Source organism: Pluralibacter sp. (assembly GCF_019237635.1).
Lineage (GTDB): Bacteria > Pseudomonadota > Gammaproteobacteria > Enterobacterales > Enterobacteriaceae > Enterobacter_B.
Genome location: NZ_JAFAGS010000154.1, coordinates 36,577 through 63,352 on the forward strand (window position 1 = coordinate 36,577; position 26,776 = coordinate 63,352).

The window sequence follows — 26,776 nt, forward strand, 5'->3', positions numbered from 1 at the left end:
ATTATTCCTTTATATTCATTTCGATTAATGCTTGTAGTTTGTTATCTTTTTGGGTTATTGAAATGTTTTCAATGTGATATGTTTTATTAGTTATTATCAAGCTTACACCATCAGTGATTCTTGCTTTGTTGGCTATTTTTTTTGCATATGGAAGTAATGCTTTTGATTCAACTTCAATATCATCAGACAAATTAAAACCATATTTTTCACTAACGTTAGATAAAACAGAGTCAATCTCTTCAAGAGATAAGTGATTGCTCGCTATTTCTTTTATTTCTTTTATTGAAATTGTTTCTGATGAATTTATTTTATGACCGATATCATTGTTTAGCAATAATGGTGAAGTTGTGTCTTTTATTTTTGAACATATTGAGTTCAATATTTCACCACTGGCTTTTATACATGAAGAATATGTTTTCATGGGAATTACTTTCAAAAATGAATCTAACCAATATTTGGTTTTTTGTCCCATGTTATCAATGGCATACACTGTATTTATATTGGAAATTATTAATGCCCCTTTTTGGATTTTACTTAATGATATTCCTGTTTTTTCATGTAGTTCGAATACACCATCGCTATTTTTTATATCCAAGTAGTCATCTTTGCTCTCTATTCGTAATGCGGCAATGCCATGACAAGATATGTCATCTGCTTTTATATTTGAGAAAAGAATAATGATGAAATCACCGCCTGAAATATTGGGGTGGGTTGATGAACTATATAGATGTTTTGCTATATTTATAGATTGTTCTTTAAAATTTTTTGAATCATCAAATATTCGGGATGAAAATTGGTGTAATTCATTTAAGTTGATGTCAGACTCATGGTGAAATCTATAGCAGTTATTTGTTTTCGAAAGAGGTAATAAATAATGTTTTAATAATAGATCGTTCAAACTTTCATTTGTATGTGCTTCATTGGATGAAAATTTGAATCCTTCCTCTCTTATTTTATTACCAACATAATGTACTATGATTTTTTCAACTTCAGCAGAACTGATGTCTATCATTTTTTTTCCTTAAGTCCGCAATCGTCAAACTATTTAACGTTAATAAATTAACAAACCCCTTTATATACAACAGGTTCTAAAAAAGATACGTAGAATGCAACAAGTTTTACACAAAAACATTTTTTTGTGATGTAAGTCAAAAAATTATTCTTGATAACATGTGTGATGTGAAATATACCCACATCAGGCTGCCATAGCCCTATACTTCTGTGCCTGAACGTAATCCCCCCACCATTGCATAAGCACTTCTCGTTCCACTAAATATTCAGCCCGATTGTAGGCTGCTATGATTTCAGTGCTCTTGGTATGGGCCAATGCTGCTTCAAGAACTTCTGTTCTGAACTTGCCACTCTCTTCAGCTGCGGTTCTGGCAATTGAACGCATACCATGAGCCACCAACTCACCACCTAATCCCATACGAATCAGCGCCGCATTAGCTGTTTGCTCGTGCATGTGGGTCAATGGTGTTTTTATGCCGGGAAATACCCATTCACGATGACCGCTGACAGGCTGCATGTTTTCGAGTATACGAAGTGCCTCTTTACTTAATGGCACTTTATGAGGGCGTTTCATCTTCATAAATTCTGGTGGTATGTTCCAGATTTTATTCTCTATATCGATGTCAGCCCAACGTGCACGAACAGCCTCACCGGGACGAACCCATGTCAGCAGTTGCCATTCAATCAGCATACGGGTTTCCAGACGGATTGATGCGTTAGACAATGCAATCATAAACCGGGGAAGTTCGCTTGGTGGTAATGCTGGCATATTTTGTTTTTTTGGCTTACTGAAACGCTGACCAAGGTTGTCGGCAGGGTTGAACTCAATGAGTTCTTCTGTGGCTGCATAGCGAAAAATTTCATTCAGGCGGGAAATGATGCGACGTAGAGTTTCAAGTACACCCCGCTGCTCAATTGGGTCAAGATGCTGCTTGAGCATTTTGGGGCGGATCTCTTTAATGGGGACATCACCCAGCGTTGGAAAGATGTTTTTTTCGAGGCTGCGCCAGATGTCTTCCGCATGATCTTGGGATATACCGGAAGTCTTAATCTTTTCATCCAACCACTTTCTTGCTATGGCCTGTAGCGTATTTTCAGTCGCATCTTTTAGCGCATTGGCTTTTTCGTTGTTATGGACTTGAGGATCGATACCGTTGGCAAGTAAGGATAGATACTCATCACGCAAAGCTCGTGCTTTAGCCAAGGTAAGATGAGGGTAGGTTCCAAGACTCATCTTTGTACGTTTTTTGGTCACTGGCACTGAATACCTGAAATACCAGTTTTTCTTCCCACCTTTTGTGTCTGGCGCTATGCGTAGTAGTAACCCATCCCCGTCAAAGAGGTTGATCTCCTTATCACCGGGTTTGGTATTTTTGATTTCAGTATCAGTGAGTTTTTTCGCGAGCTTTGCCATTTGGGACCCTCAAGTTTTGGACCCTTTCCGTTGGGTCCCAAAAAGGGTGCCATAAGTTGTGGTTCTCAGCAATTCCCACCGAACGGTAGTGAACGTAAAAAAGCCCGCAGAGCTTGTGCTGTGCGGGCTTAGTGAACTTCACTGAACGTCAGTGTATCAATATTTGGTGGAGCTGGCGGGAGTTGAACCCGCGTCCGAAATTCCTACATCCTTGGTACTACATGCTTAGTCAGTCTTTACATTCGCCTGGCACCTGCGGACAGACACGCCACTACCAGACTAGCCTGATTAGTTTTAACGCTTCAACCCCAGGCAGGGCCTCCACGCGATCTCTTTTGGGTTTGACCTCTCTTTGATCCCCGTCTTAAGAGCGGAAGCTAGGGAGAGAGGGCTCAGAGCAGGTTATTAAGCTGCTAAAGCGTAGTTTTCGTCGTTTGCGACTATTTTTTGCGGCTTTTTACGAGGCCAACCGCCCCTCGGCATGCACCTTGGGTTTCGCAAATCCCGTCGAATCCAGAATCAGCCCCTTAGTGTTAGTGGAAGTATAACACTTTTGTGACCCGCGATACCAGTCCCTGCAAGGGTAGGATGCCCGATAATTATCGGATTAACCTGCTGAAAGAGCCGTGCGGGTTTTAGCGACCCGCGTTCTTCATGATGCGGGCTTTATCCACTTGCCATTCACGCTCTTTCACATCGGAGCGTTTGTCATGCTGTTTCTTACCCTTCGCCACGCCGATTTTCACCTTGCACCAGGCGTTTTTCCAGTACAGCGACAGCGCGACGACGGTATAACCTTCGCGGTTCACGCGCCCGTACAGGTTGTCGAGCTCGCGCTGGTTCAGCAGCAGCTTGCGGGTGCGCGTCGGGTCACAGACGTAGTGCGAGGATGCCACTGCCAGCGGGGTAAAGTTGGCGCCAAACAGGTACGCTTCACCGTCTTTCAGGATAACGTAGCTGTCGCCGATGTTGGCCTTGCCGGCACGCAGGGACTTCACTTCCCAGCCCTGCAGCGCGAGGCCGGCTTCGAATTCGTCTTCGATAAAGTATTCGTGACGGGCGCGTTTATTCAGCGCAATGGTGGCTGATCCAGGTTTGTGGGTTTTTTTCTTGGTCATAATATCCTGAAGTCATCTCTTTTGTTCTTTGCCTCAATCCTTCCCACGAGGCGCAATGCGATATCTTAGCACGAGTTATGGCCTGGCGTTTTTTTTAACAGGCAATAAATGATATTATTTGCGCCGTGTAAGAGAGTGGGAATTGCTATGCCTCAGATTAGCCGTACTGCGCTGGTGCCTTATAGCGCGGAGCAAATGTATCAACTCGTGAACGATGTGAAGTCGTATCCTGCCTTTTTACCTGGCTGCACCGGCAGCCGCGTACTGGACGCCGGGCCAACGCAAATGACGGCCGCGGTTGACGTCTCGAAGGCGGGCATCAGCAAGACGTTCACGACCCGTAATACCTTAACCAGCAACCAGAGCATTTTAATGCACCTGGTCGACGGGCCGTTTAAGACGCTGATCGGCGCCTGGAAGTTTACGCCGCTCAGCGCGGATGCCTGCAAAATCGAGTTTCATCTCGACTTTGAGTTCACCAATAAGCTGATTGAGCTGGCGTTCGGCAAAATCTTTAAAGAGCTGGCCTCGAACATGGTGCAGGCGTTTACCTCCCGCGCCCGAGAGGTTTACAGTGTCGGCTAAAATCACCGTCGAGGTGGCCTATGCGTTGCCGGAAAAACAGTATCTGCAAAAGGTGACGTTGGACGCGGGAAGTACGGTTGAACAGGCCATTATCGCCAGTGGATTGCTGACGCTGCGCACCGATATCTCGCTCGACAAGAATAAGGTGGGCATCTATAGCCGACCGGTTAAGTTGCAGGACGAGGTGCAGGACGGCGACCGGGTGGAAATTTATCGCCCGCTGATTGCCGACCCGAAAGCGCTTCGCCGCCAGCGGGCCGAGAAAACCGGAAAATGAAAAAAGCGCTCAATGAGCGCTTTTTTTACATCCGTTGCAGGCTTACTGGTTGGTCAGCGCTGGCTTGTTGTCGATATTGGTCAGAACGCCGCTGCTGTTAAAGGTCAGCGTCAGCGTCTGCTGGGTGACTTTTTCATGACCCGGTTGCTGGCGGAAGACGTAGAACCAGGTGTTGGTACCGAAGGGATCGGACATCATCGGGGTGCCCAGAGCATAGGCAACCTGCTGTTGCGTCATGCCGACACGAATTTTAGCAACATCGTTTGGCGCCAGATAGTTACCCTGGTTGATGTCAGGACGGTAAACCACTCGTTCCAGAGTGGAACAGCCTGCGGTCAACATCAGAAGAACCGCTGCGGCAGCAGTCAGCATTTTACAGCGCATAGTGATTTGATTCCTTTTCGGGCCCGAGCAGTACGCGGCTCATTTGTAATATGCCGATGATAATAGACCTTTCACCACTTTAAAACCTCTGACGTTTGGTCTTACGGCGTTTTTTATCGTTCTCTATGACCCTGTGTTACCGAAAAAGTTTATGCGGCCAGTAACTCTTTCGCGTTCGCCAGCGTATTTCGGGTGACTTCACTACCGCCCAGCAGACGTGCCAACTCCTGCAACCGGGAGCGTTTATCGAGCGGCTGCATATGCGTTTCGGTCATCTCGCCGTCGGTTTCTTTGCTGACAAAGAAGTGGTGGTGGCCGCAGCCTGCCACCTGCGGCAGGTGCGTCACGCACATCACCTGCGTTGACTCGCCCAGTTCGCGCAGCAGGCGACCGACCACGGCGGCGGTCGGGCCGCTGATGCCGACATCCACTTCATCGAAAATCAGCGCCGGGGTTTCCATTTTACGGGCGGTGATCACTTGAATCGCCAGTGCGATACGGGAAAGCTCGCCGCCGGAGGCGACTTTGGCAATCGGCTGTAACGGTTGCCCCGGGTTGGTGGTGACGCGAAACTCAATGCGATCCGCCCCTTCGGCCGTCAGGTGGTGTGGTTCAAAGTTGACGTCGATGGTGAACAGGCCGTGCGGCATCGACAGTGAGTGCATACTGTCGGTGATAAGCTGCGCCAGCTCTGCGGCGCAGGCATGGCGAGAATCGTGCAACTGTTGCGCGGTTTCCAGCGCCTGTTGATGGTGCTGCTGTACTGTTACGCTCAGCGTTTCCAGCGTGTCGGCCTGGGAATCGAGCTGTTGCTGCTCATCGAGCAGCGACTGATGAAACGCCGGCAGTTCTTCTGGGCTGATGTGATGCTTGCGCGCCAGCGAAATCTGGCGGGAAATACGCTGTTCAAGCTCGTACAGGCGGTTCGGGTCGAGGTCGAGGCGGTCGCAGTAGTGGCGCAGCTCGTCACTGGCCTCACTCAACTGGATGGCGGCCTCTTCCAGCATATCCAGCACGCCGGAGAGTTTGGTATCCATCGCCGCCAGCTCAGTCACCAACTGGCGCGCTGTATAGAGCTGGCTTTGCAGATTGGCGTCTTCGCCATCGGCGAGAAGGGTCAGGGCGTGCTGGCTGGTGGAGAGCAACTGCCCGCTGTTGGCGAGGCGTTTATACTCTTCGTCGATCTGCTCGAACTCGCCAGGCTGCGGGCTGAACTCGTTAAGCTCTTTTAACTGGTACTGCAGCAGTTCGGCTCGCGCGGCGCGTTCCTGGCTCAGTTGCTGATGTTGCGCCAGATCGCGACAGCTTTGGTGCCACAGGCGGTAATGTTCCGCCATGCGTTGAGTAAGCGCATACTCACCTGCATAGCCATCCAGCAGGGTTTTCTGATGCTCAGGGCGGGTTAACAACTGATGCGCGTGCTGGCCGTGAATCTGGATGAGCAGTTGCCCAAGCTCGCGCAGCTGGGACAGCGGTACGGCAGTGCCGTTGATGAAACCGCGCGAGCGCCCGTCGCTGCTGATGACCCGGCGAAGTAAACACTCACGCCCGTCTTCCAGCTGGTTGGCTTCAAGCCAGCGTTGTGCGGCAGGGGTATCTTTCAGCGAGAAGCGGGCGCAGAGATCGGCACGCGTGGCGCCAGCACGCACCATGTCACCTTCTGCCCGACCGCCAAGGCACAGCCCGAGCGCATCAATGGCAATAGATTTGCCCGCCCCGGTTTCCCCGGTGATGGCCGTCATACCGCGGTGAAAATCGATTTCCAGCTCACGTACGATTGCAAAATTGCTGATGGTCAGTTGTGCCAGCATAGTCGTCTTCCTGTATGAAAAACCATAACTGTATTTGTGTACAGTATAAACTGGTTTTTTATACAGTAAAGCGCCATGTCTGAAATCAGAACAATTTTTTCGACCAGCCGAGTTTGGAGCTTAATGTGTTGAAATAGCTGTAGTCTTTGGGATGGATCAGGTTGAGGTGGTAGTCGCAGCGGCGGATCAACACATCCTCGCCTTCCTGAATCGGCAGCGCTATCTGGCTGTCGCAGCTGATCTCAAGGTCGCTGCGGCGATGTGAAAAACGCAGGCGAATGGTGCTGCTGCTGTTAATAACCAGCGGTCTTGCCGAGAGGGTGTGCGGGAACATCGGCACGAGGGTGATGGCGTCCAGAGACGGCGTCAGAATCGGGCCGCCTGCCGACAGCGAGTAGGCGGTAGAGCCGGTCGGCGTTGAGATGATCAGCCCGTCTGAGCGCTGGGAAAAGGCAAACACTTCGTCGATGTAGACTTCAAATTCAATCATATGCGCCACCTTGCCGGGGTGGAGCACCACTTCATTGATGGCAGTGCTGATACGCTTCTGGCAGTCCTGCTGGCACACCTGCGCCTCCAGCAGAAAACGTTTTTCCGCGATGTAGTGGCCTTCGAGCACATCCGCGAGCTGCTGGTGCGCGTTATCCGGGTCGAGATCGGTCAGAAACCCCAGATTGCCGCGGTTGATGCCGATAACCTTAATGTCGTAGCGCGCCAGCGTGCGCGCGGCGCCGAGCATATTGCCGTCGCCGCCGACCACCACCGCGAGGTCCGCCTGTTGGCCGATCTCCGCCAGCGTGCCGGTCGCGACGTTTTTGAGCTGTAGCTCATGGGCAATCTGCTGCTCCACCATTACCGTGTAGCCTTTGGAGCACAGCCAGCGATAAAGCATTTCATGTGTGGTGAGCGCGGTAGGGTGACGGGGATGGCCGACAATACCGATACACTTGAAATGATTGTTCATTTTCTGGAGGTCCTTGTGCCGAATGAATGATGACAATGTGGCGGCTTCCCTTGAAACCCGCAAACCGATCCCCATAATAAGCGAAGTCAGCGAGATGAATACGAAAAAACGCGGAGAAATTCATGAGTAGTAAAGAACAGAAAACGCCTGAGGGGCAAGCCCCGGAAGAAACTATCAAGGACCAGCACGAAGAGGTTGAGGCGGTAGAGCCTGGAGCTTCTGCTGAGCAGGTGGATCCGCGCGATGAAAAAATTGCGAATCTGGAAGCTCAACTCGTTGAGGCCCAGACCCGCGAGCGCGACGGCGTCCTGCGTGTTAAGGCAGAGATGGAAAACCTGCGTCGTCGTACTGAACTGGATGTCGAAAAGGCGCATAAATTTGCGCTGGAGAAGTTTGTGAACGAGCTTCTGCCGGTTATCGACAGCCTGGATCGCGCACTGGAAGTGGCTGATAAATCAAACCCGGACCTGGCGCCGATGGTGGAAGGTATCGAACTGACGCTGAAGTCCATGCTCGACGTAGTTCGTAAGTTTGGCGTGGAGGTGGTCGGCGATATCAACGTGCCGATGGACCCGAATGTGCATCAGGCAATCGCGATGGTAGAGTCTGACGAGGTCTCGCCGGGCAATGTCCTGATGGTGATGCAGAAGGGCTATACCCTGAACGGGCGTACGATTCGCGCCGCGATGGTCTCTGTCGCCAAAGCCAAAGGCTGACAGGCCTCTGGCCGTATGAACGAACCCTCTCCCGTTCCGGGCGAGGGTTTTTTGTTATTCCGCCACGCTTTCCCGCAGCGATTTTACCGGCACCACTTTCACTTGCTTAATCATATTCTCCTGTACATCAAGAATATCGATGTCGTAGTGGTTAATGCGTACGCGTGTGCCGATGGCGGGGATTTCCTCCAGCGCTTCCAGAATGACGCCGTTTATCGTACGGGCGTCATCCTCCGGCAGATGCCAGTTGAAGGCTTTATTCAGCTCACGCACGTTGGCGCTGCCGTCGATAATCACCGAGCCGTCATTCTGCGGGGTCACTTCTTCCGCCAGCGATGGCGACATCGAGGTGGTGAAATCGCCGACGATCTCTTCGAGAATATCTTCAACGGTGACCAACCCCTGAATATCGCCGTATTCATCGACCACCAGGCCGACTTTCTTTTTGTTGCGCTGGAATTTGACCAACTGCGTGCTGAGCGGCGTCCCCTCGGGCACGAAATAGATTTCGTCCGCGGCGCGCAGCATCACCTCTTTGGTGAACTCTTTTTTCTCGGTCATCAGGCGGTAGGCTTCGCGCACGCGCAGCATGCTGATGGCGTCGTCCAGCGAGTCGCGATACAGCACGATGCGGCCATGAGGCGAGTGCGTCAACTGGCGGACAATCGACTTCCAGTCGTCGTTGATGTCGATCCCGACAATTTCGTTACGCGGCACCATGATGTCGTCGACGCTGACCTTTTCCAGATCCAGCACCGACAGCAGCATGTCCTGATTGCGCCGTGAGATTTGCGAGCGCGATTCGTTCACGATGGTGCGCAGCTCGTCTTTGCTTAACGCCGCGCTCATGGTGGTATCGGTCCGGATGCCCATCATGCGCATCAGAATGCGGGTAATGGTGTTAAGCAGCCAGACCAGCGGCATCATCAGCACCTGCAGCGGCGCCAGCAGGAAACTGCTGGGGTAGGCCACTTTTTCCGGATACAGCGCGGCAATGGTTTTTGGCAGCACTTCGGCAAATATCAGCACGACGAACGTCAGCACGCCGGTGGCGATAGCCACGCCCGCATCGCCGTACAGGCGCATCCCGACGATGGTGCCCAGCGCCGAGGCCAGAATATTGACGAGGTTGTTGCCGATAAGCACGAGGCTAATGAGGCGGTCAGGCTTGCGCAGCAGCTTTTCGACGCGCTTTGCCGAGCTGTTGCCCTGTTTTGCCATATGACGCAGTCGGTAGCGGTTGAGCGTCATCATGCCGGTTTCTGAACCGGAGAAATAGGCGGAAATGACCACCATGATGATCAGCGTTACGATCAGCGTAGTGGTAGAGATATGTTCCAACTGAGATTCCTTTAGTACTTAGCCTACGAACTGCTGCAGGACGCGGCTGCCAAAATAGGCCAGCGTTAGAATGCCGGCGCCCGCCACGTTAAACCAGACTACGCGGCGTCCGCGCCAGCCTTCATGATAGTGGCCCCATAACAACACGATATAGACAAACCACGCGACAATAGAAAGGACGGCCTTATCGATATTTTCCGTGCTGAACAGGTTATGCATATAAAACAGGCCGGTACACAGCGTCAGCGTCAGCAGCACGACGCCGACCTGGGTGATATGAAACATCTTGCGTTCAATGCTCATCAGCGGCGGCATTTCACTGCTGAAGGCCAGCTTTTTGTTTTTCAACTGATAGTCTATCCACGCCAGCTGCAGCGCATAGAGCGCGGCGATGATAAGCGTTGCGTAGGCGAAGAGCGACAGGCCGATATGCACCATCATGCCGGGCGTGGCCTCAAGATGAGTGATGAACTCATTGGGCATAAAGGTGGCCAGCGCCAGGTTTATCAACGCAAAGGCATAGACAATCGGCAGCAGCAGCCAGCCGCGGTTGCGTGACGCCACGATAGTCATCACCGTACAAATCATCAGACTGACCAGCGAGCCGACGTTGAGCAGGCTCAGATTTTGTCCGTTTTCACCGCCAGGCAGGATACGCGCTTCCAGCGCGAAGGCGTGGCAGATAAGCGCGATAACGGCGGATAAAATCGCCATGCGCCGCCAGCCGCTGTTTTTTTGCAGCAGGCCGGGAATGATCAGCGCAAGGCTGATGGAGTAGGCGACAAGCGCGAGCAGTGCAAAAACAGGCATAAAGATGTCGACGTCGGCGTGTGATGAAAGAGAATCAGTATAACGTTACGTGACGTCTGCTCCAACCGTTGCATCACAACTCGCGCGGTGTCGTGTTATACTGCGGCAAATTTCTGTCTATGTGTCGCGATGGCGACCACCGTTTCCACCTCAGGCGAGAGACAATGTTTGATAATTTAACCGATCGTTTATCGCGTACGCTGCGCAACATCAGCGGCCGTGGACGCCTTACTGAAGAAAACGTTAAAGAAACGCTGCGCGAAGTGCGCATGGCGCTGCTGGAGGCCGATGTCGCCCTGCCGGTAGTGCGCGAGTTCATCAACCGCGTAAAAGAGAAAGCGGTTGGTCATGAAGTCAATAAGAGCCTGACCCCGGGTCAGGAGTTCGTCAAAATCGTCCGCAACGAGCTGGTGGCGGCGATGGGCGAAGAGAACCAGAGCCTGAACCTGGCCGCGCAACCGCCAGCCGTCGTGCTGATGGCGGGCTTGCAGGGCGCGGGTAAAACCACAAGCGTCGGTAAGCTCGGTAAATTCCTGCGCGAAAAGCACAAGAAGAAGGTGCTGGTGGTGTCCGCCGACGTGTATCGCCCGGCGGCGATCAAACAGCTGGAAACGCTGGCGCAGCAGGTCGGTGTTGATTTCTTCCCGTCCGACGTCGCGCAAAAGCCTGTCGACATCGTTAACGCGGCGCTGAAAGAAGCGAAGCTCAAATTCTACGACGTGCTACTGGTGGATACCGCTGGTCGTCTGCACGTTGACGAAGCGATGATGGACGAAATCAAACAGGTTCATGCGTCTATTAATCCGGTAGAGACCCTGTTTGTCGTCGACGCCATGACCGGCCAGGATGCGGCGAATACTGCGAAAGCCTTTAACGAAGCGCTGCCGCTCACCGGCGTGGTGCTGACGAAGGTCGACGGCGACGCCCGCGGCGGCGCGGCGCTCTCCATTCGTCATATCACCGGTAAGCCGATTAAATTCCTCGGCGTCGGTGAGAAAACCGAAGCGCTGGAGCCGTTCCACCCGGATCGTATCGCCTCCCGTATTCTCGGCATGGGCGACGTGCTGTCGCTGATCGAAGATATCGAAAGCAAGGTGGACCGCGCGCAGGCGGAAAAACTGGCGTCTAAACTGAAGAAGGGCGACGGTTTTGACCTGACCGACTTCCTGGAGCAGCTCCGCCAGATGAAAAACATGGGCGGCATGGCGAGCCTGATGGGCAAATTGCCTGGCATGGGCCAGATCCCCGATAACGTCAAAGCGCAGATGGATGACAAAGTGCTGGTGCGCATGGAGGCCATCATTAACTCGATGACCCTCAAAGAGCGCGCGAATCCGGACATCATCAAAGGCTCCCGCAAACGCCGTATTGCCGCCGGTTGCGGCATGCAGGTACAGGACGTTAACCGTCTTCTGAAGCAGTTCGACGACATGCAGCGCATGATGAAGAAAATGAAGAAGGGCGGCCTGGCGAAAATGATGCGCGGAATGAAAGGGATGATGCCGCCGGGCTTTCCGGGCCGCTAATCGCTTTAGAGATTGCAATTCGTACGAAAATGAGTAAAATTTTCGGGCTTTTAATATGACACCGGGCTCCGTTCCTCGATGGGGCCCGGTTGTTTTATTCACACAAGAGGATGTTATGGTAACTATTCGTTTAGCACGTCACGGCGCGAAAAAGCGTCCGTTCTACCAGGTTGTTGTCACCGACAGCCGTAATGCACGCAACGGTCGCTTCATTGAGCGCGTTGGCTTCTTCAACCCGATCGCTTCTGGCGCGGAAGAAGAAACCCGTCTGGATCTGGATCGTATCGCTCACTGGGTTGGCCAGGGCGCTACTGTTTCCGATCGCGTTGCTACGCTTATCAAAGCAGCAAACAAAGCAGCTTAATCTGTCACGGTGGTCATGATGAGCAAGCAAGACGCCGCGAAAGCGCCCGTTGAACCGATTGTTCTCGGAAAAATGGGTTCTTGCTACGGTATCCGTGGTTGGCTCAGAGTGTTTTCCTCCACCGAAGACGCCGAAAGCATTTTTGACTATCAGCCCTGGTTTATCCAGAAGGCGGGTCAGTGGCAGGCTGTCGAGCTGGAAGGCTGGCGCCACCACAATCAGGACATCATTATCAAGCTGAAAGGCGTTGACGATCGTGATGCCGCGAATCTGCTGACGAATTGCGAAATCGTCGTGGATTCTTCGCAGTTGCCGGCGCTGGAAGAGGGTGACTACTACTGGAAAGACCTGATGGGCTGCCAGGTAGTGACCACAGAAGGCTATGACCTCGGTAAAGTCATCGACATGATGGAAACCGGGTCAAATGACGTTCTCGTCATCAAAGCAAACCTGAAAGATGCGTTTGGTATCAAGGAGCGGTTAGTTCCGTTCCTCGATGGGCAGGTTATCAAGAAAGTCGATCTCACTACGCGTACTATCGAAGTAGATTGGGATCCTGGTTTTTAAAACCTCCGGATTAACGGTAAAAGACGGCACTATGGGGATTGGCTTGTGTTTATTGGTGTAGTTAGCCTGTTTCCTGAAATGTTTCGCGCAATTACCGACTACGGGGTAACTGGCCGGGCAGTAAAAAATGGCCTGCTGAGCATCCAAAGCTGGAGTCCTCGCGACTTCGCGCATGACCGGCACCGTACCGTGGACTCCCGTCCTTACGGCGGCGGACCGGGGATGTTAATGATGGTGCAACCCTTACGGGATGCCATTCATGCAGCAAAAGCCGCGGCAGGTGAAGGTGCGAAGGTGATTTATCTTTCACCTCAGGGACGCAAGCTTGATCAAGCGGGCGTCAGCGAACTGGCTACCAGTCAGAAACTGATTCTGGTGTGCGGTCGCTACGAAGGGATAGATGAGCGCGTAATTCAGACCGAGATTGACGAAGAATGGTCTATCGGCGATTACGTTCTCAGCGGTGGAGAGTTACCGGCAATGACGCTGATTGACTCCGTCGCCCGGTTTATTCCGGGTGTGCTGGGCCATGAAGCCTCTGCAACGGAAGATTCCTTTGCAGATGGGTTGCTGGACTGTCCGCACTATACTCGCCCTGAAGTGTTGGAAGGCATGGAGGTTCCGGCAGTGTTACTGTCAGGCAACCATGCTGAGATACACCGCTGGCGCCTGAAGCAGTCGCTGGGCCGTACCTGGCTGAGAAGACCTGAACTTCTGGAAAACCTGGCTCTGACTGAAGAGCAATCGAGGTTGCTGGGCGAGTTCAAAACTGAACACGCGTCGCAGCAACATAAACATGATGGGATGGCTTAAGGCCCCCAATATCAGTTTACCCAGGATAAGAGATTAAATTATGAGCAACATTATTAAGCAAATTGAACAAGAACAGATGAAGCAGGACGTACCTTCCTTCCGTCCGGGTGACACCGTGGAAGTGAAAGTATGGGTTGTTGAAGGTTCCAAAAAACGTCTGCAGGCATTCGAGGGCGTGGTTATCGCTATTCGTAACCGCGGTCTGCACTCTGCATTCACTGTTCGTAAAATTTCCAACGGCGAAGGCGTTGAGCGTGTCTTCCAGACTCACTCTCCGGTAGTTGACAGCATTGCTGTTAAACGTCGTGGTGCTGTACGTAAAGCTAAACTGTACTACCTGCGTGAGCGCACTGGTAAGTCTGCTCGTATCAAAGAGCGTCTTAACTAAGATCGCTTTCACGCTACATCCAAAGCGTGTTAGAAAACAAGGGGTTAGCGATATGCTAACCCCTTTTTTCGTGTTGATGTCCACGAAATGTCCACACAGAAATGTTTTATGTCCACCAGTGGCCACAGATAGCAGATAATAAAAAACCTGCCGAAGCAGGTTTAGAGCCAAAGCTGATGTTGCTGATGTCTGGTTGGGTGGGGTGGTGCCGGTTCAATCTCTCCGGGCTTCACAATGAATCGTGCGAGTGTCTCGTGGGTCACAAATGTGCATCCACAGTTGATATTCTGGCATTGGTGATAACGTTCTTTTGTTTCCATACTCAGGTACCGGCTTGACCTTGCGTGAGCTGCATCCTGACATAGTGGACAGTGCATCATAATCTCTTCCCCCTCTGCTGGCTTGAGGGAATAATAAACTCAAAACTTACATTTGCAAGTTTGGTGTGCATTTTTAATGCTGAGTTCGCAGATTCATTTGTTGTCTCTTTTACTCGTCATCATCTTCGGTTTCGTAATCCATATCTGAAAGCATCACCTCGAGCTCTACAGCCGTCGTAAAGCCGTTCCCGCCGACGTTGTGTGTCACCTTGCTGATTATCCACGGTTGCGCGTCTATGACGCTCTTAAAGCCTGACACCCTGACCGGCATTTCCGGGTAAATATCCTCGCGACCGGTCGCCAGCATAATGGAGAACTCCGCAACGCCACGCTGTAATTTATCCCACTTCGCCTGAGCCGCACGCATCGCTTGCGCCTTTGTTGCGTAAATGGTTGTCAGCGCAAAAACATTGTCAGACTCACCGGCCATGTATTCACCCTCGCGGGCTTCCTGCTCTTTCTGCTTTTTGGCCGTGGTTTTACTGCTCACCGGTTTTGCTTTCGGGTGCTGTAGCGCCCGGAGGTGTTGCGCTTTGGACTTACGCTTCAGCTTCACCGCTTGCTTTTGCTTCGCCGGTTTCGGGTCTTTGGTATGCAGCCACTTCGCGGTCACGCCGGTGTAAGCGCCACGGTCGGCAATGGCAAACTGATGCCGGTCGCCGTCACTGCGCTGGATGGTAATTTGAGGAATAGCTTTCCCGCTGGCCGTGGTACCGCTTCCCGCTTTGAGCATCAGCAACCTACCCGCTTTCACCGAGACTGCGCCGCCGTTGCGTTCCGCAAGGCGGGTCAGGAAAACGGCGTCGGATTCCTGAGACTGGTCGATGTGCGGAATCTGAATACCCGCGAGTGACTGAGCGACGCTGGCCGTTAACGTGTTTCGCTCGGCTATCGTACTGACGATTGCACCGAGCGTGGTATCGTGCCATGACTCTTCCCGGCGGGAATTGAGTGTTCCGCGAAAATCGGCGCTACGGGCGCGAATGGTCACCGTATCCGGCGCGCCCCGGTGCTCCACCTCATCAACCGTAAACTGCCCCTTACTGACCAGCGAGAAGCCTTTCCACCCGAGATACAGCGACAGCACCGCACCGCGAATCGGTAGTGCGACCAGCCCGTCAGTATCGTCGAGCTCGATATCGAGCTGGTCGGCCTCAAATCCCCGGTTGTCCGTCATCGAAAGGTTAATCAGCCGGTCGCTGATATTGCCGGTGATATCTTTGCTTTCCAGTGTCAGCATAAAATCGGGCGTCAGTGTGGCACCCGCGCCGGTGATAATATCCAGCATGATTAAGCCCCCACCATCGACAGCATATCACCAGCTTTACCGACCAGACTCTCGGCCTGTTTTCCGATATCGCCATACACCGCCGCGAGCGATTCATCGACGCGAGTCAGCGTCAGGGTGAAGCTGATTTTGCGCGGCGACCCATCCTCAAAAAATACCGTGCCGGTCTCCGACACATTACTGACAACAAACATCCCGTAAATCATCCCCGTCCCGGAAATAAGCGGCCACGCCCGCCCCTGCTCAGCCATCGCATACAGCGCCAGCATCGAGAGCTTACCGCCGGTCAGCTCAGGATACAGGTCACCGCTCAGGGTGATTTTGTCTTCACCCTCGCCGAGATACTGAAAAGCGTCACGCTTCCCGACGCGGGAGTTTGACGCCCAGCTATAATCTGCGCTGCGCTGCATACTCTGATAGGGCAGCGTCTGACGCATAAAAACAAACATACCTAATGCCAGCATCATAATCAGTCTCCTTAGTCATGCATCATACTTGCGCGGGCTTTGGCGCGTTTCTCACGCTCATATTTTTCTAATGCATCCTGCAAATCATTACCCAACCGACCGCCCGGCATACCATTGCCCGGCACGTTGATTTGATAGGTTGGCCGACTCTGGTCGATGTAGGTTTTACCGGCGGGTGCCGTGACCGGCTGATAGCTGTTGTATGAGCTGATAGCGGGGCTGTAACCGTTCTGCGTCGCCGCACTGGCTTTCGCCGCGGTCTGGTCAAGCGAGCTGGATTCTTTGTTGATAATGCCGAGTTTTTCGAGCACCCAATCAATCCCGCTTCGCAGCTTGTTAAAGGCGTTAAGTGGCATCAGCAGGGAGTCGGCCAGCGCCTGACCGAACAGAACCCCGACATCACGGCAACTGTTCAACGTGTCCTGAGTCGCTTTCACCGGCGCTATCAGGTCTTTAAACCATTGCCAGACACCGCGAAGCTTTTCGCAGAGACCCTCAAAAACGGGTGCCAGCGGTGCGAACATTTCCCCGACCGGCGCAAAGGCACTCATGAGCCCCTCGACCACACCGGCAAAGAATGCGCTGACAGGCTCCCAGTATTTACGGATAAGCAGCGCGCCAGCGACCACCGCCGCCGCTACCGCCACGACCGGCCATGTAATAGCACCGATAGCGGCAATAATCCCGCCACTGATTGTCGTGAAGACCGCGCCAAGCGCGCCAGCCGCCGCAATGATGGCGTTAATACCGGTAATGACCGGCCACGAAACAAGACCAATGGCACCAATCATCCCCACAATACCGACCGCCGCCGCCGTAACGACACCTAATGTAGTTGCAAGCGATTTGTTTTTTTGAATCCACCCGTCAAGTTTCAATACATAGCCTGTCGCTGTTTGCACCAGCTTACGCAAGGATGACTCTTGCTGGTCAAACAGGTCAGTTCCTGCCGCTTCATACGCTGACTGAAACTCTTTAAAATCGCCCCCGAGGTTATCTTGCATAACCTTCACTAGCTCGGCGGTTTTGCCATCTGATGCTTTAAGGGAAGCAGTAAGCTGGTCTAATTTTCCGCTTGAGGCGGCGGTCATGAGCACCGCCGCTGCTGAGCTGGCCTCTTCACCAAATATGGTTTTCATGTATTCAGCGCGCTGGCCGGTGCCGAGTTTGTTTTTTTCGAAACTCCGCTGCATTTCTTTCAGGATGGTGAAAATTGGGCGGGTATTCCCTTTGCCGTCGGCCGTTTTTACGCCGAGTTCTTTGATTGCGTCGTACGCCTTGCCCGTCGGAGCCTGTAATCGACTCAGTACCGCGCGGCTACCGGTACCCGCCATCGAGCCGGTAATTTTCGCATCATGCAACGCGCCAACCATTGCGGCCGTTTCTTCAATACTGACCCCGGCATTTTTCGCCACCGGCGCGGCATAGGTCAGGGCATCACTCAGGCCGTCAAAGTCGGCGGCGGTTTTGTTCATCGTCATCGACAGAACATCACCGATATGGGCGACCTTATCGTTAGAGAGCTGGAACGCCGAACGCATCCCCATCAACAGCCCGGCGTTCTCTTCCATCGTCCGGCGGTTTGCGAGCGCCATATCGAGCGTGACGGGTGTAGCCGCCTGAATTGCGGCAGAATCACCACCTGCTTTAGCAATAATAATCTGTGCGCCAGCGGCATCATCAGCCGACGCGGCGGTGTTGTCGCCGAGCTGGCGCGCCTGTTTGCGGAGCGCCACCATATCCGCGGAGTCTTTGGCAACACCGAGAACAGCCTGAAGCTCTGAGTTTTTCTGAGCAAAATCATAACCGGGCTTCATCAGTGCCACACCGGCAAGCGCGCCGGTTGTTGCCATCCCCACCCCGGCAGCGCCCGTCGATGCCGCATTGCCCGCCAGCACCTTTCCTGCCTGATAGCGTTTTTGTACTGTGCTGAGTTTCGCCTGTTGCGCACTGACCCGCGCCAGTGCTTCACGCTGGCGGTTAAGTTGTGCGGTGGTTTCATTGACAGCGTTTTTCAGGCGGCTTTCATCATTCGACAGATTGCGCGTATTAATCCCCGCTTTGCCGAGCTCGGTCTGTTGCCGCTTAACTGACTGCGTGAGGCTGTTGTATTTCGTCTGCAACCCATCAGCCGCGCGTTTCACTGACTCCAGCACTCTGGCCTGTGCCGCTGTTGGTCGTTCCGTGTTTTTAAACTGCACCGCCAGCGCTTCAGCTTCCTGTTTTGCTTTTTCCAGTGCCTGACCGGTTACCGCCAGTTGTGCACTGGTTTTCCGAAAACCGTCGATTTTCGATGCCTGACCATTCAAATCACGCAGGGATTGCTGAGTCGTGCGGATATCACCAGACAGCGATTTGCTCGCCATCTGGATCGCTTTAAAGGGTCGGGTCGCCTGGTCGACAGCTTTCAGCAGCACTTCGAGTTTGAGGTTATTACTCATTCGTGTTTCCGCTTCGCTGTAGCGCTTTTTCACGCCAGTTGACGAGCTCGGTCAGGCTCATGGGATAAAGGTCTGATGGCGACCAGTGGAAAATTACCGCTATGTCAGCCATCAGGTCATCGACCGAGAGTTTTTTCGGAAAGGTTACGCCGCCGAACTCGGAGACAAAAAACCGACCACCTTGCCAGCAAACGACAGCAGGTCGGGCAACTCCAGCGCGGCGGCTTCCTGTTCGGTCAGTGACGGCATGGTCATGCGCGGCAGCACTTTAATCAGCGCATCGACGTCAGAGTTTGCGACAGATGCCAGGCTGACACCGCGAAGGGTTCCGGCATTCGGTTTTAACAGAGTGACGTCGGTAATTACCTGCTCGCCGCGCTTAATCGGGGTATTCAGAGTGACGATGTTTTCGTTAGTTTTTTCCATGATACTTTCTCGTTAAATTCAGGTTTCAGGATGCCCGGCCAGCCGTGCTGACCGGGGCAGAAATTACAGGCCGATATTTTGTCGGTGCGCCTCGAGCATGTCGGTACCATTCACTTTTTCGATGAGGTTCACCGTGTCGATTTCCACCAGTTCCGAGCCGTTCATCGTCAGCCTGAAGTAAGTGCACGCGAGAGAGATTTTCGACTCGGTGTCTTCGCCCTGTTTGGCTTCGCCGAGGTCGATTTCTTTCTGACGGCCACGGAGAACAACCTCGACCGGTACGGTCTCGCCGGTATCATCACGCTGGTAAGACCCGGCAAAACGCAGCGGCACGGACGCCGCACCGGTGGCAGCGTATAACGACCAGATAGCGTCATCAGGGAAGCCGCCGAGCGAGATTTCAGCCGACAGTGCATCATCATCGAGGCCGAGGTCGACCGGTGCCGGGCCATTCATCCCGCCGCCGCGATAGTTCTCGAGCTTGCGGGTTAATTTCGGCAGCGTGACGGATTGCACGACGCCGAGATAACTCACCCCGTCGATAAACAGGTTCATGAGTTTGAGCTTGCGCGGTAATGCCATTGGTCAGGCTCCTTATTTGCTGTTAACTGACGAAATAAGATTCGCCAGATATTTGTCGGTGATGCGCTGACGCAGGGTCAGACGTTCAAGCGGCGGTACCGGCGTATAGTCGTAGTCGATGAGCAACTGACCGGCTTTCAGGGTCTCTTTGCTGTTAGCTTCGGGGTCAAACCAGCATTTCGCATCGATGATGTAACCGCCGGTTTTCAGCTCGCGGAATTTCGCGTTGATACCGTCGATGATGTCGTTAATCAGCGTGGCGGTGATCGGCTTGTCGACCGCCCACATATGGCCCTCGGCCATCGTATCGGCGATGACCTGCGCGGTGCGGGTGTAGTTTTCAAACTGAAACAGCGGGTCATCAGAACAGGTACGATTACCCCAGAAGCGGAAACCATTTTCCCGAATCAGCGTCGTGATACCTGCTTCGTTGAGCAGGTCGGCGTCGGTGCCTTTTTCCTGCAAATCCCAGAAAACGGATGCGCTGATGCCAGTGGCCTCATTGACGCCAACGTTTGACAGGGTTTTATGCCAGCCTGTGTCATTGTCGATTTTGGCACGCAGACCCAGCGCGATGGCGCTCGCGTAACTGGTTGTCGTGGCGTTGGTCGTGGTATCCCACCCGAGGAAATCAGGCCAGATAAGCATGAGCTCGCGACCGCTGAAGTTTTTGCGATAAGCGATAACGTCCGAAATAGTTTTGCAGCCCCATGCATTGGCATAGGCGAAAGCGCGGAGCTTCTGAGCCACTGAGACAAGTGCGGTCGTGACTTCCTGTGTATCGAGGCCCGGCACGCCAAGAATACGGGGTTTTACGCCGGTGACCGCTTTTGCCGTTAACAGCGCTTTCAGCCCAGTGTAATTGCCGTTCTCATCCGTGGTGCCGATGATGTTAGAAATGGTCTGCGCCTGTGCCTCTTCGTCGTCGCCTGTTCCCTCTGCGACGCGTACGACAACGACAACCGGTTTTGACTGGTTAGCGATGAGCTGTAAGGATTTTGCAAGAGTACCTTTGGTACCGGCTTTCGCGATGGCGTTTTGTGGGCTGGTAATCAGTACCGGCTTATTGAGCGGGAATGCCCCGGCGTCAGCATCACTGGCCGTGCAGACCATGCCGACAACCGCCGTTGATACCGTCGAGATTGTGCGGGTGCCATCGTTAAGCTCGATGACCTCGACACCGTGATGATAATCACTCATCCGTTTAACTCCGTTAGGTTGGGTGAGTGATATTGTCTGGTGTGCACCTGTATGCGGCTATTTGTCAGGGTTCGGCGGTGGCTGACACAACGGGATTAGTCGCCGGGAATTTTTTATACAGCGTCGATATGCCCACATCAAAAATTATCGCGACACGCTGGCGGGATTCTCCGGCGGCAATCAGCCGCCCGGCCTGAGCCCATTCGTCTGGTGTCAGCTTTGGCCTGCGTCCTCCGATTCTTCCCTGTGCGCGAGCGGCATCGAGCCCGGCGCGGGTGCGCTCGACAATTAACTCGCGTTCCATTTCCGCAAGAGCGCCCATGATATGGAAGAAAAAACGCCCCATCGGTGTTGATGTATCGATACTGTCGGTCAGGCTTCGGAAATTTACGCCGCGCTGGCGAAGTTCTTCGGTCATCGAGACAAGGTGGCGCATGCTACGACCGAGCCGGTCGAGCTTCCAGACTACCAGCGTATCACCGGCCTGAAGTCGTTTAAGGGCGCGATTGAGCCCCGGCCTGTTGGTCGATTTGCCGCTGATTTTATCCTCGAAAATTAGCTCACATCCCGACCGTTCCAGCGCGTCACGCTGTAGGGCGGTGTTTTGCTCATTTGTTGATACGCGCACATAGCCAACCTGCATCTGTTTTCCCTCAAGCAAAAGCCCGAATGATGCCAGCCATGCGGGAAAACTGCATTTTCTTAAACGTTGGTTTGGGAGATGGCTCAGCTTTACCTGTTGGCGTCCCGGTTCCATGGCCGACAGCAACAGCCCCAACGGGATGGCTGAAATGCAACGGCGCAGCGTTTACAGCGGCGCAATACCCAAAACTGGCACGGGTTTACCCTGCGCTGGTTTTGCCTGATTTACGGGCTGAGTTTATTCGGGGCTGGGATGATGGGCGCGGGATTGATTCTTCGCGTGTCCTTCTGTCAAGTCAGAAGGGGAGCGTTATTCCTGGCGATGATGGTTTATCTACTCCAAACGTAGTGGGTATTAATAACTTACTGAATAGCACTGCGCTGTGGGGAATGGACACGGCGACTGCCGCAGAAATGACCGGGTGTTATATCGCGGTGATTGCGTCAACCAACAGCAGCAATACCATTCAGACAAACATAGCCGGCATTGCTCGCCCGCGTAATATTGCGTTTAACTACATCGTGAGGGCTGCATAATGGCGAAGGCTATTTTAGATAACAATAATATTGCTACTGCGGCTGGTGATATCACTGTATTTAACTTCGATGGCGGGACACGAGAATATCTTTCTTCGTCAGTTGAATATCTGGCTGTAGGCGTTGGCGTTCCTGCTCACTCATGCCCTGACGCACCGGGGGACGGCAAAGAGGGGTATGTCATTTGCCGCACGGCAGACCTGACCGCATGGGAGTACGCCGCTGACCATCGGGGGGAAACGGTCTGGAGTACCAGCACCAGAAAACCGATGATGATATCCATGCCGGGTGATTACCCGGAAGGTGTCACCCCACTGGCACCGGCAACATCATACGATAAGTGGAACGGCAGCGAGTGGGTGACGGATACCAGCGCACAGCACGCGGCGGAAGTGGATGCAGCGGAACAGCAGAAAACGGCGTTACTGGCTGAAGCCTCTGCGGTTATCGTGCCGCTGTCAGACGCTGCGGCAGGTGGCTATATCGATGATGCCGACAAACCAAAGCTTGCCGCATGGCAGCGGTACCGCTACGGACTGACGAAGGTTGATACCAGCACAGCACCTGCCATTAGCTGGCCCGTTAAACCGGCTGCGTAGGCCATTCAACATCGGGGACTTTGGATGTATCGACACGCATCAACAGCACCCGGTATTTCTTCCATTCAGCCAGCGCGGCGGCTTCCTCCGCCGTCGCTATCCCAGCATCAACGGCATCATGTCGCCATGAAATTTCAGATTCAGCGGTCTGACGTAATGCTGCTTTCTGCTGTTCAGCCTGCGTAATCAGTTCCTCTGGTGTCGGCTCTGGTACCGCAGGCGCAGTGAAAATACCGTCAGCATATGCCCAGCCAGGACCCACGTCCTCACCGTCAATATTCACAACGTCAACATCTGGAAACAGCCCAGTTGCCTGTTCTGCCTGCTCGCAAACGACAATATTTTCTACAGTGCCAGTGCTGATTAGTGCATATCTCATTATGCAAACTCCAGAATAAATGCCACACCAGATGCGCCATTACCGCCCTGATATACTGTATTGGTGAACGCAACATCATATGCGCCACCGCCGCCGCCGCCAGGTACCTGTGCGTTAGTCCCGCGACCGTTACCAGAGCGTCCTCCGCTTCCCCACAGACTGCCGCCACCACTGCCATTTATGAAGTAAGCGCCCGCCTGACCGTCATTACCTATACCACCGGTAATGTTCAGAATGCCCCCGGTAGCTGTTCCGCCAGCGCCGCCTGGCGTGGATGTCGACGATGTATAACCACCTTTACGACCGCCGCCCGCGACCATCCCGGCAAATGTCGTATTCCCGCCATCGTTCTGACCTGTACCACCCGCGCCAATCGTAATTGTCCTGTTCACGATGTCAGACAGGTTGAAGAGCCCAAAGCATGTCCCGCCTGCGCCGCCGCCTGCTCCAGAGAAGGTCTGTGTTGTATTTGTTGCCTGGCAGTTTCCACCACTACCACCGGCTCCGGTGATGATCGACAGCAATGTTTTTGTCCCTGGCGTCTCCACATACAACGTGGACGCGTTGTAGACACGAACACCTATTAACCGACCGACAACGTCACTCGCCAGCCCTCCTGATAAATGAAGGTTTTCGAGAACTTTGTCAATCAGTCCGGCGTCGGCCATTTCTTTGAGCGCATTCTTGATAAGCGGATACTGAGAGTGTGGATTCGCTTTCGCCTCATGCGCTTTGACCTGCTTATCGACATAGCTCTTTACCTCGATGACCGCATCGTCGACATATTTTCGGGTTGCCAGCACGACTGAGGGGTCGATTTTTAATGTGATCGCCGACGTACTCGAGACAACAAGAATCATGCGAATGGTCTGCGTTCGACCGCTCCCCTCGGCCAGTAACGGCTTGTAGGTTTCCGGGCAGTTGGCAACAGCAATCAAAATGCCATCGTCATCATAAAGACCGATTTCACGGATGAAGAAACCGCCCTCATTTTCCGGGATAATTTGCTCGGCAATAATCTGACCGGCATCGTTAGCATCCACGCCCAGTGAATTAATCGGCGCAATGCGGGTCTGGTTAATGAGCTTTGTCTGAGCCGGGTCAGGGGTCGGCAATGTACCGCCTCCGTCACCGACGGCCATTTGTGTAATATTCAGTTTGGTACCGAGCGCGGTCGCGTTTGCCAGTCGCGCCGCGCCCTGATTGGTCAGGATGGCAAAATATTTTGTTGTCATGCGCTTACTCGCAGGTTATCAATCAGATGAATGGCCGAAGCCGGATAAAACTCACCACCGACGACAATTTCCCCGGCGGCATAGGGATAAACGGTTAACAGGTCGCCGTCGTAGCAGCTTGCGCCCACATAAGCGCGCCCGGTGGTGCTCAGGCTGATAGCGAGCCCGGTCAGGTGTCGGCTTGCCGGTTTTGCCCCTTCAATCAGCCGCTCGAGCTCGAGGTACATCTCATCGGTGATGCCGGTCTCGAGTACGCCTACCACAAGCCGGAAAGTTGCCGGCTCTTCGTTGAGTTCCCACCACTCCTTAACTTCAATCAGATAGCCCAGCGGCTCCACCACGCGCCGTAATGCGGCGATGGTGCCTTTGTGGGCGTGAACGTAAAATGCCGAAGCGATAACGCTACGTTTTGTCGCCTCCGGCCAGTTCTCATCCCACCGGTCAACCGAAAACGCCCACGCCAGATAGGGCAGCAACCGCACCGGGCAGGTGCGCCAGTTCCACAACGTGCGAAGCGGTACCGGCACACGCTCGATATCTGCGGCCGCGCGGGCGGCGGCAACCTCCAGCACCGACGAGCCAACGGGCAACAGCCGGTTATCACTCATCGGCACCCCCGTCAGCGATGCTGTATTCGGTGCAACAGGATGCCTGGTATTTACTGAGCACAATGTCAGCCAGTGGCGCGGTCAGTTCGACACGCTGCACCCCTTCGACGTGAAGGGCGGCATAAATGGCTGACTGACGAATGTCGCGGCCCAGTCGCTGTTGTGCGGTGATATACGCTTTGAGTTTTTCTTCAGCGGCCTGACGGATAGGCTCGGCTTCCGGCCCCGGATAAAAATAAAGGGTTGCGTCAATCTGGTACGGCACGATTTCAGCACTCTGCACCGTCACCCGGTCGCCTACGGGGCGCACCTCTTCAGCGTTCAGCGCTTTTTCCACGACGGCCAGCAGATCATCGGATGCGGTGCCGTCATCCTCGCGTGAAAGTACGGTGATGGTCACACAGGCCGGTGACGGGCTGACAACCGAGATATCAGCGACCCGCCCGTCAGCGCTGCGGCCGTGGTATTCATATGCGCCGACCGGGCCAGCCACGCTGAGCCCCTCATACGCCTGTTGTGCGCGTAGCCGTAAATCAGCGTCAGATTCCATGACCGCCGGTGTCGGCGGGATGGTGCTGTCGTCGGCAGGCGTCACAACCTGACGCGCGGTGTTGTTGTTACCGGCCATGACGTCGAGATCGTTATTATTCGCATAGGCCAGTGTGCAGCCTTTCCCGGCATCGTTCACACGCTGACGCCAGATGACCTCACGATAGGTGTTTTCCTCCAGATACTTCACCAGTGGCTCAGACTCGAGGGCGAGAGCGCGCGCAACAGCGTCCTGTTGCTCTTCAGGATAAAGCGAGACCAGCGTCGCTTTGCGTTCCGCGAGAATGGTTTCAAAGTCCAGCGTTTCCACGAAGTCGGGCGCGGGGAGCTGGCTCAGGTCGATGGTTGCCATAGATTCAACTCACAGGGATGGTTAAAGAAAGTGGTTTGCCGGTGGCTTTTATCTCGCCGGTCAGGTCGACAACCATCTGGCCGGTAAACTGGCGCTCGACCGTCAGCGCGCTGATGCTGATGCGCGGCTCCCACTTCAGCAGCGCCATATAACAGGCGCACATAATTTGCAGCTTCAGCGCGTCGGTCTGCGGCATATCAATCAGGGAGAACAGCAGCGAGCCATAATCGCGCCGCATCACGCGAGAGCCGACCGGCGTTCGCAGAATGTCGCCACAGCTCTGACTGATGTGCTCAGCGTCAGTGATAGCGCGCCCGGTCTCGCGATTCATGCCGATATAACGGGTCGTCATTTCGTACCCTCCGTCCAGTCACCGCCGCGCTGAATACCGCCGTGACCGTGCTTATCCACCGCCACGCCGTTTGACGTGAATTTGCCGCCGGTGTGCGCGATATTGCCGCTCATCTTCCCGCCTTTGGTGACCTCGAGCTCGGCGGTCGTCAGTTTGTTGGTGCAGACCACTTCCGGGGTATCGAGGGTGATACGGGTCTCGGCTTTCACTGTCACCACCGGCACCGTCACGGCGATGGAATCCGATGCCGTCACGTCTGCGGTTTTAATGCCGCTCACGGTCAGCGCGCCGGTCTCCGGCTCGTACTCAATAACCGCCCCATCAGGGAAGGTGATGTGAAATGCATCAGCCGACGCCGACGGTGCGGGGTGGTCATCAGAGAAAATACCGGGCAGCACAAAGGCGGTATCGAGCTCGCCACCAATGGCAAACACGACAACCTGCTCACCCACGGACGGCGCCCACCACGAGCGAGAGCGACCGGCGCGAGCCGTCAGCCACTGAAGCCAGTCAGTAACAATGCCGCCAGTCTGGACACGACAGCGGCCGTCATCGAGGTCGATTTCGACAATGACGCCGGTGCGGATCATGTTGCGCAGGAGGCGCGATAATTCCTGAAGAGTTGCGAGAGTATTCATACAGGGAAGGAT

General features: G+C 53.8%; 33 protein-coding genes and 1 other RNA gene. 10 read left to right on the forward strand and 24 right to left on the reverse strand.

What is annotated here, in order from left to right; all coding sequences use genetic code 11:
* Nucleotide 1 precedes the first annotated feature (1 nt).
* From JO226_RS17880 to smpB, 4 genes are all read right to left on the reverse strand, one after another.
* Complete coding sequence (locus tag JO226_RS17880) at nucleotides 2-1,012, reverse strand: hypothetical protein (RefSeq protein ID WP_293640673.1); 1,011 nt, start codon at nucleotides 1,010-1,012, stop codon at nucleotides 2-4.
* A gap of 183 nt (nucleotides 1,013-1,195) precedes the next feature.
* A complete protein-coding gene (locus tag JO226_RS17885) occupies nucleotides 1,196-2,425 on the reverse strand; it encodes an integrase domain-containing protein (protein ID WP_293640676.1) in 1,230 nt (409 codons plus the stop codon).
* A 164-nt stretch (nucleotides 2,426-2,589) separates the two neighbouring features.
* Nucleotides 2,590-2,952: a transfer-messenger RNA gene (gene ssrA, locus JO226_RS17890) on the reverse strand.
* Between the two features lie 108 nt (nucleotides 2,953-3,060).
* Entirely contained in the window at nucleotides 3,061-3,543 is a 483-nt protein-coding gene (smpB, locus tag JO226_RS17895; protein ID WP_293640678.1) for an SsrA-binding protein SmpB, read from the reverse strand.
* A 147-nt stretch (nucleotides 3,544-3,690) separates the two neighbouring features.
* Here smpB and JO226_RS17900 point away from each other — a divergent pair, with 147 nt between their 5' ends.
* Together JO226_RS17900 and JO226_RS17905 are read left to right on the forward strand one after the other, a co-directional pair.
* Nucleotides 3,691-4,128, forward strand: coding sequence for a type II toxin-antitoxin system RatA family toxin (locus JO226_RS17900; protein WP_293640680.1), 438 nt, complete (start codon nucleotides 3,691-3,693; stop codon nucleotides 4,126-4,128).
* Nucleotides 4,118-4,405, forward strand: coding sequence for an RnfH family protein (locus JO226_RS17905; protein WP_293640682.1), 288 nt, complete (start codon nucleotides 4,118-4,120; stop codon nucleotides 4,403-4,405). The genes JO226_RS17900 and JO226_RS17905 overlap by 11 nt, the downstream gene beginning before the upstream one ends.
* Before the next feature lie 42 nt (nucleotides 4,406-4,447).
* Here JO226_RS17905 and bamE read toward each other — a convergent pair whose 3' ends face one another.
* The 3 genes from bamE to nadK all read right to left on the reverse strand — a co-directional run bounded on the left by bamE (nucleotide 4,448) and on the right by nadK (nucleotide 7,564).
* Entirely contained in the window at nucleotides 4,448-4,789 is a 342-nt protein-coding gene (gene bamE / locus JO226_RS17910; RefSeq protein ID WP_293640684.1) for an outer membrane protein assembly factor BamE, read from the reverse strand.
* Between the two features lie 149 nt (nucleotides 4,790-4,938).
* Entirely contained in the window at nucleotides 4,939-6,600 is a 1,662-nt protein-coding gene (recN, locus tag JO226_RS17915; protein ID WP_293640686.1) for a DNA repair protein RecN, read from the reverse strand.
* A gap of 85 nt (nucleotides 6,601-6,685) precedes the next feature.
* The gene (gene nadK / locus JO226_RS17920; RefSeq protein ID WP_013365125.1) at nucleotides 6,686-7,564 is read right to left on the reverse strand and encodes an NAD(+) kinase; all 879 of its coding nucleotides are present in this window, start codon (nucleotides 7,562-7,564) and stop codon (nucleotides 6,686-6,688) included.
* A gap of 122 nt (nucleotides 7,565-7,686) precedes the next feature.
* On the opposite strand from nadK, the gene grpE reads away from it, so the two are divergent.
* Nucleotides 7,687-8,280: a nucleotide exchange factor GrpE gene (gene grpE / locus JO226_RS17925; RefSeq protein ID WP_293640691.1), complete on the forward strand. Its 594-nt coding sequence runs from the start codon at nucleotides 7,687-7,689 to the stop codon at nucleotides 8,278-8,280.
* 54 nt (nucleotides 8,281-8,334) lie between these two features.
* Here the strand turns inward: grpE and JO226_RS17930 are convergent, their stop codons facing one another.
* Both JO226_RS17930 and JO226_RS17935 read right to left on the reverse strand, forming a co-directional pair.
* Entirely contained in the window at nucleotides 8,335-9,621 is a 1,287-nt protein-coding gene (locus JO226_RS17930) for an HlyC/CorC family transporter (protein ID WP_293640694.1), read from the reverse strand.
* A gap of 18 nt (nucleotides 9,622-9,639) precedes the next feature.
* Nucleotides 9,640-10,431, reverse strand: a complete 792-nt coding sequence (locus JO226_RS17935; RefSeq protein ID WP_013365129.1) for an inner membrane protein YpjD — start codon at nucleotides 10,429-10,431, stop codon at nucleotides 9,640-9,642.
* A gap of 164 nt (nucleotides 10,432-10,595) precedes the next feature.
* Between JO226_RS17935 and ffh the strand changes: the two genes are divergently transcribed.
* The 5 genes from ffh (at nucleotide 10,596) to rplS (ending at nucleotide 14,089) form a co-directional block, all read left to right on the forward strand.
* The gene (gene ffh, locus JO226_RS17940) at nucleotides 10,596-11,957 is read left to right on the forward strand and encodes a signal recognition particle protein (RefSeq protein WP_293640699.1); all 1,362 of its coding nucleotides are present in this window, start codon (nucleotides 10,596-10,598) and stop codon (nucleotides 11,955-11,957) included.
* Nucleotides 11,958-12,072: 115 nt separating this feature from the next.
* Nucleotides 12,073-12,321: a 30S ribosomal protein S16 gene (gene rpsP, locus JO226_RS17945; RefSeq protein ID WP_293640702.1), complete on the forward strand. Its 249-nt coding sequence runs from the start codon at nucleotides 12,073-12,075 to the stop codon at nucleotides 12,319-12,321.
* Between the two features lie 18 nt (nucleotides 12,322-12,339).
* Nucleotides 12,340-12,888 (forward strand): ribosome maturation factor RimM, encoded by a 549-nt coding sequence (gene rimM / locus JO226_RS17950; RefSeq protein WP_293640934.1) that lies wholly within the window; start codon nucleotides 12,340-12,342, stop codon nucleotides 12,886-12,888.
* Nucleotides 12,889-12,933: 45 nt separating this feature from the next.
* A complete protein-coding gene (gene trmD, locus JO226_RS17955; protein ID WP_293640705.1) occupies nucleotides 12,934-13,701 on the forward strand; it encodes a tRNA (guanosine(37)-N1)-methyltransferase TrmD in 768 nt (255 codons plus the stop codon).
* A gap of 40 nt (nucleotides 13,702-13,741) precedes the next feature.
* Nucleotides 13,742-14,089 carry a 50S ribosomal protein L19 gene (rplS, locus tag JO226_RS17960; protein ID WP_006178051.1) on the forward strand — a complete coding sequence of 116 codons (348 nt, stop codon included), beginning with the start codon at nucleotides 13,742-13,744 and terminating at the stop codon, nucleotides 14,087-14,089.
* 161 nt (nucleotides 14,090-14,250) lie between these two features.
* Here rplS and JO226_RS17965 read toward each other — a convergent pair whose 3' ends face one another.
* From JO226_RS17965 to JO226_RS18005, 9 genes are all read right to left on the reverse strand, one after another.
* Nucleotides 14,251-14,469 carry a DNA-binding transcriptional regulator gene (locus JO226_RS17965; RefSeq protein ID WP_112933321.1) on the reverse strand — a complete coding sequence of 73 codons (219 nt, stop codon included), beginning with the start codon at nucleotides 14,467-14,469 and terminating at the stop codon, nucleotides 14,251-14,253.
* 109 nt (nucleotides 14,470-14,578) lie between these two features.
* Nucleotides 14,579-15,757 (reverse strand): phage late control D family protein, encoded by a 1,179-nt coding sequence (locus tag JO226_RS17970; RefSeq protein WP_293640790.1) that lies wholly within the window; start codon nucleotides 15,755-15,757, stop codon nucleotides 14,579-14,581.
* Between the two features lie 2 nt (nucleotides 15,758-15,759).
* Nucleotides 15,760-16,224, reverse strand: coding sequence for a phage tail protein (locus tag JO226_RS17975; protein ID WP_293640792.1), 465 nt, complete (start codon nucleotides 16,222-16,224; stop codon nucleotides 15,760-15,762).
* A gap of 11 nt (nucleotides 16,225-16,235) precedes the next feature.
* Entirely contained in the window at nucleotides 16,236-18,665 is a 2,430-nt protein-coding gene (locus JO226_RS17980; protein ID WP_293640794.1) for a phage tail tape measure protein, read from the reverse strand.
* Nucleotides 18,658-18,777 carry a GpE family phage tail protein gene (locus tag JO226_RS17985; RefSeq protein ID WP_000763326.1) on the reverse strand — a complete coding sequence of 40 codons (120 nt, stop codon included), beginning with the start codon at nucleotides 18,775-18,777 and terminating at the stop codon, nucleotides 18,658-18,660. The genes JO226_RS17980 and JO226_RS17985 overlap by 8 nt, the downstream gene beginning before the upstream one ends.
* A gap of 32 nt (nucleotides 18,778-18,809) precedes the next feature.
* Nucleotides 18,810-19,091, reverse strand: a complete 282-nt coding sequence (locus JO226_RS17990) for a phage tail assembly protein (RefSeq protein ID WP_293640840.1) — start codon at nucleotides 19,089-19,091, stop codon at nucleotides 18,810-18,812.
* A gap of 63 nt (nucleotides 19,092-19,154) precedes the next feature.
* Nucleotides 19,155-19,673, reverse strand: a complete 519-nt coding sequence (locus JO226_RS17995; protein WP_293640842.1) for a phage major tail tube protein — start codon at nucleotides 19,671-19,673, stop codon at nucleotides 19,155-19,157.
* A 12-nt stretch (nucleotides 19,674-19,685) separates the two neighbouring features.
* Nucleotides 19,686-20,873 (reverse strand): phage tail sheath protein, encoded by a 1,188-nt coding sequence (locus tag JO226_RS18000; protein WP_293640844.1) that lies wholly within the window; start codon nucleotides 20,871-20,873, stop codon nucleotides 19,686-19,688.
* 64 nt (nucleotides 20,874-20,937) lie between these two features.
* Nucleotides 20,938-21,516 carry a recombinase family protein gene (locus JO226_RS18005; protein ID WP_293640847.1) on the reverse strand — a complete coding sequence of 193 codons (579 nt, stop codon included), beginning with the start codon at nucleotides 21,514-21,516 and terminating at the stop codon, nucleotides 20,938-20,940.
* Nucleotides 21,517-21,542: 26 nt separating this feature from the next.
* Here JO226_RS18005 and JO226_RS18010 point away from each other — a divergent pair, with 26 nt between their 5' ends.
* On the forward strand, nucleotides 21,543-22,052 hold the full coding sequence (locus JO226_RS18010) for a phage tail protein (protein ID WP_293640850.1): 510 nt from the start codon (nucleotides 21,543-21,545) through the stop codon (nucleotides 22,050-22,052).
* Complete coding sequence (locus tag JO226_RS18015; protein ID WP_293640853.1) at nucleotides 22,052-22,651, forward strand: tail fiber assembly protein; 600 nt, start codon at nucleotides 22,052-22,054, stop codon at nucleotides 22,649-22,651. The genes JO226_RS18010 and JO226_RS18015 overlap by 1 nt, the downstream gene beginning before the upstream one ends.
* Here JO226_RS18015 and JO226_RS18020 read toward each other — a convergent pair.
* The 6 genes from JO226_RS18020 to JO226_RS18045 are packed head-to-tail and all read right to left on the reverse strand — an operon-like array spanning nucleotide 22,635 to nucleotide 26,764.
* Nucleotides 22,635-23,030 (reverse strand): tail fiber assembly protein, encoded by a 396-nt coding sequence (locus JO226_RS18020; protein ID WP_293640856.1) that lies wholly within the window; start codon nucleotides 23,028-23,030, stop codon nucleotides 22,635-22,637. The two genes, JO226_RS18015 and JO226_RS18020, sit on opposite strands and share 17 nt — an antisense overlap.
* On the reverse strand, nucleotides 23,030-24,265 hold the full coding sequence (locus JO226_RS18025) for a phage tail protein (RefSeq protein WP_293640859.1): 1,236 nt from the start codon (nucleotides 24,263-24,265) through the stop codon (nucleotides 23,030-23,032). The genes JO226_RS18020 and JO226_RS18025 overlap by 1 nt, the downstream gene beginning before the upstream one ends.
* A complete protein-coding gene (locus tag JO226_RS18030; RefSeq protein ID WP_293640862.1) occupies nucleotides 24,262-24,873 on the reverse strand; it encodes a phage tail protein I in 612 nt (203 codons plus the stop codon). Before JO226_RS18030 ends, JO226_RS18025 begins: the two co-directional genes overlap by 4 nt.
* On the reverse strand, nucleotides 24,866-25,774 hold the full coding sequence (locus JO226_RS18035) for a baseplate assembly protein (protein WP_293640865.1): 909 nt from the start codon (nucleotides 25,772-25,774) through the stop codon (nucleotides 24,866-24,868). Before JO226_RS18035 ends, JO226_RS18030 begins: the two co-directional genes overlap by 8 nt.
* Nucleotides 25,775-25,778: 4 nt before the next feature.
* Complete coding sequence (locus tag JO226_RS18040; protein WP_112933333.1) at nucleotides 25,779-26,126, reverse strand: GPW/gp25 family protein; 348 nt, start codon at nucleotides 26,124-26,126, stop codon at nucleotides 25,779-25,781.
* Nucleotides 26,123-26,764, reverse strand: coding sequence for a phage baseplate assembly protein V (locus tag JO226_RS18045; RefSeq protein ID WP_293640871.1), 642 nt, complete (start codon nucleotides 26,762-26,764; stop codon nucleotides 26,123-26,125). The genes JO226_RS18040 and JO226_RS18045 overlap by 4 nt, the downstream gene beginning before the upstream one ends.
* Nucleotides 26,765-26,776 lie beyond the last annotated feature (12 nt).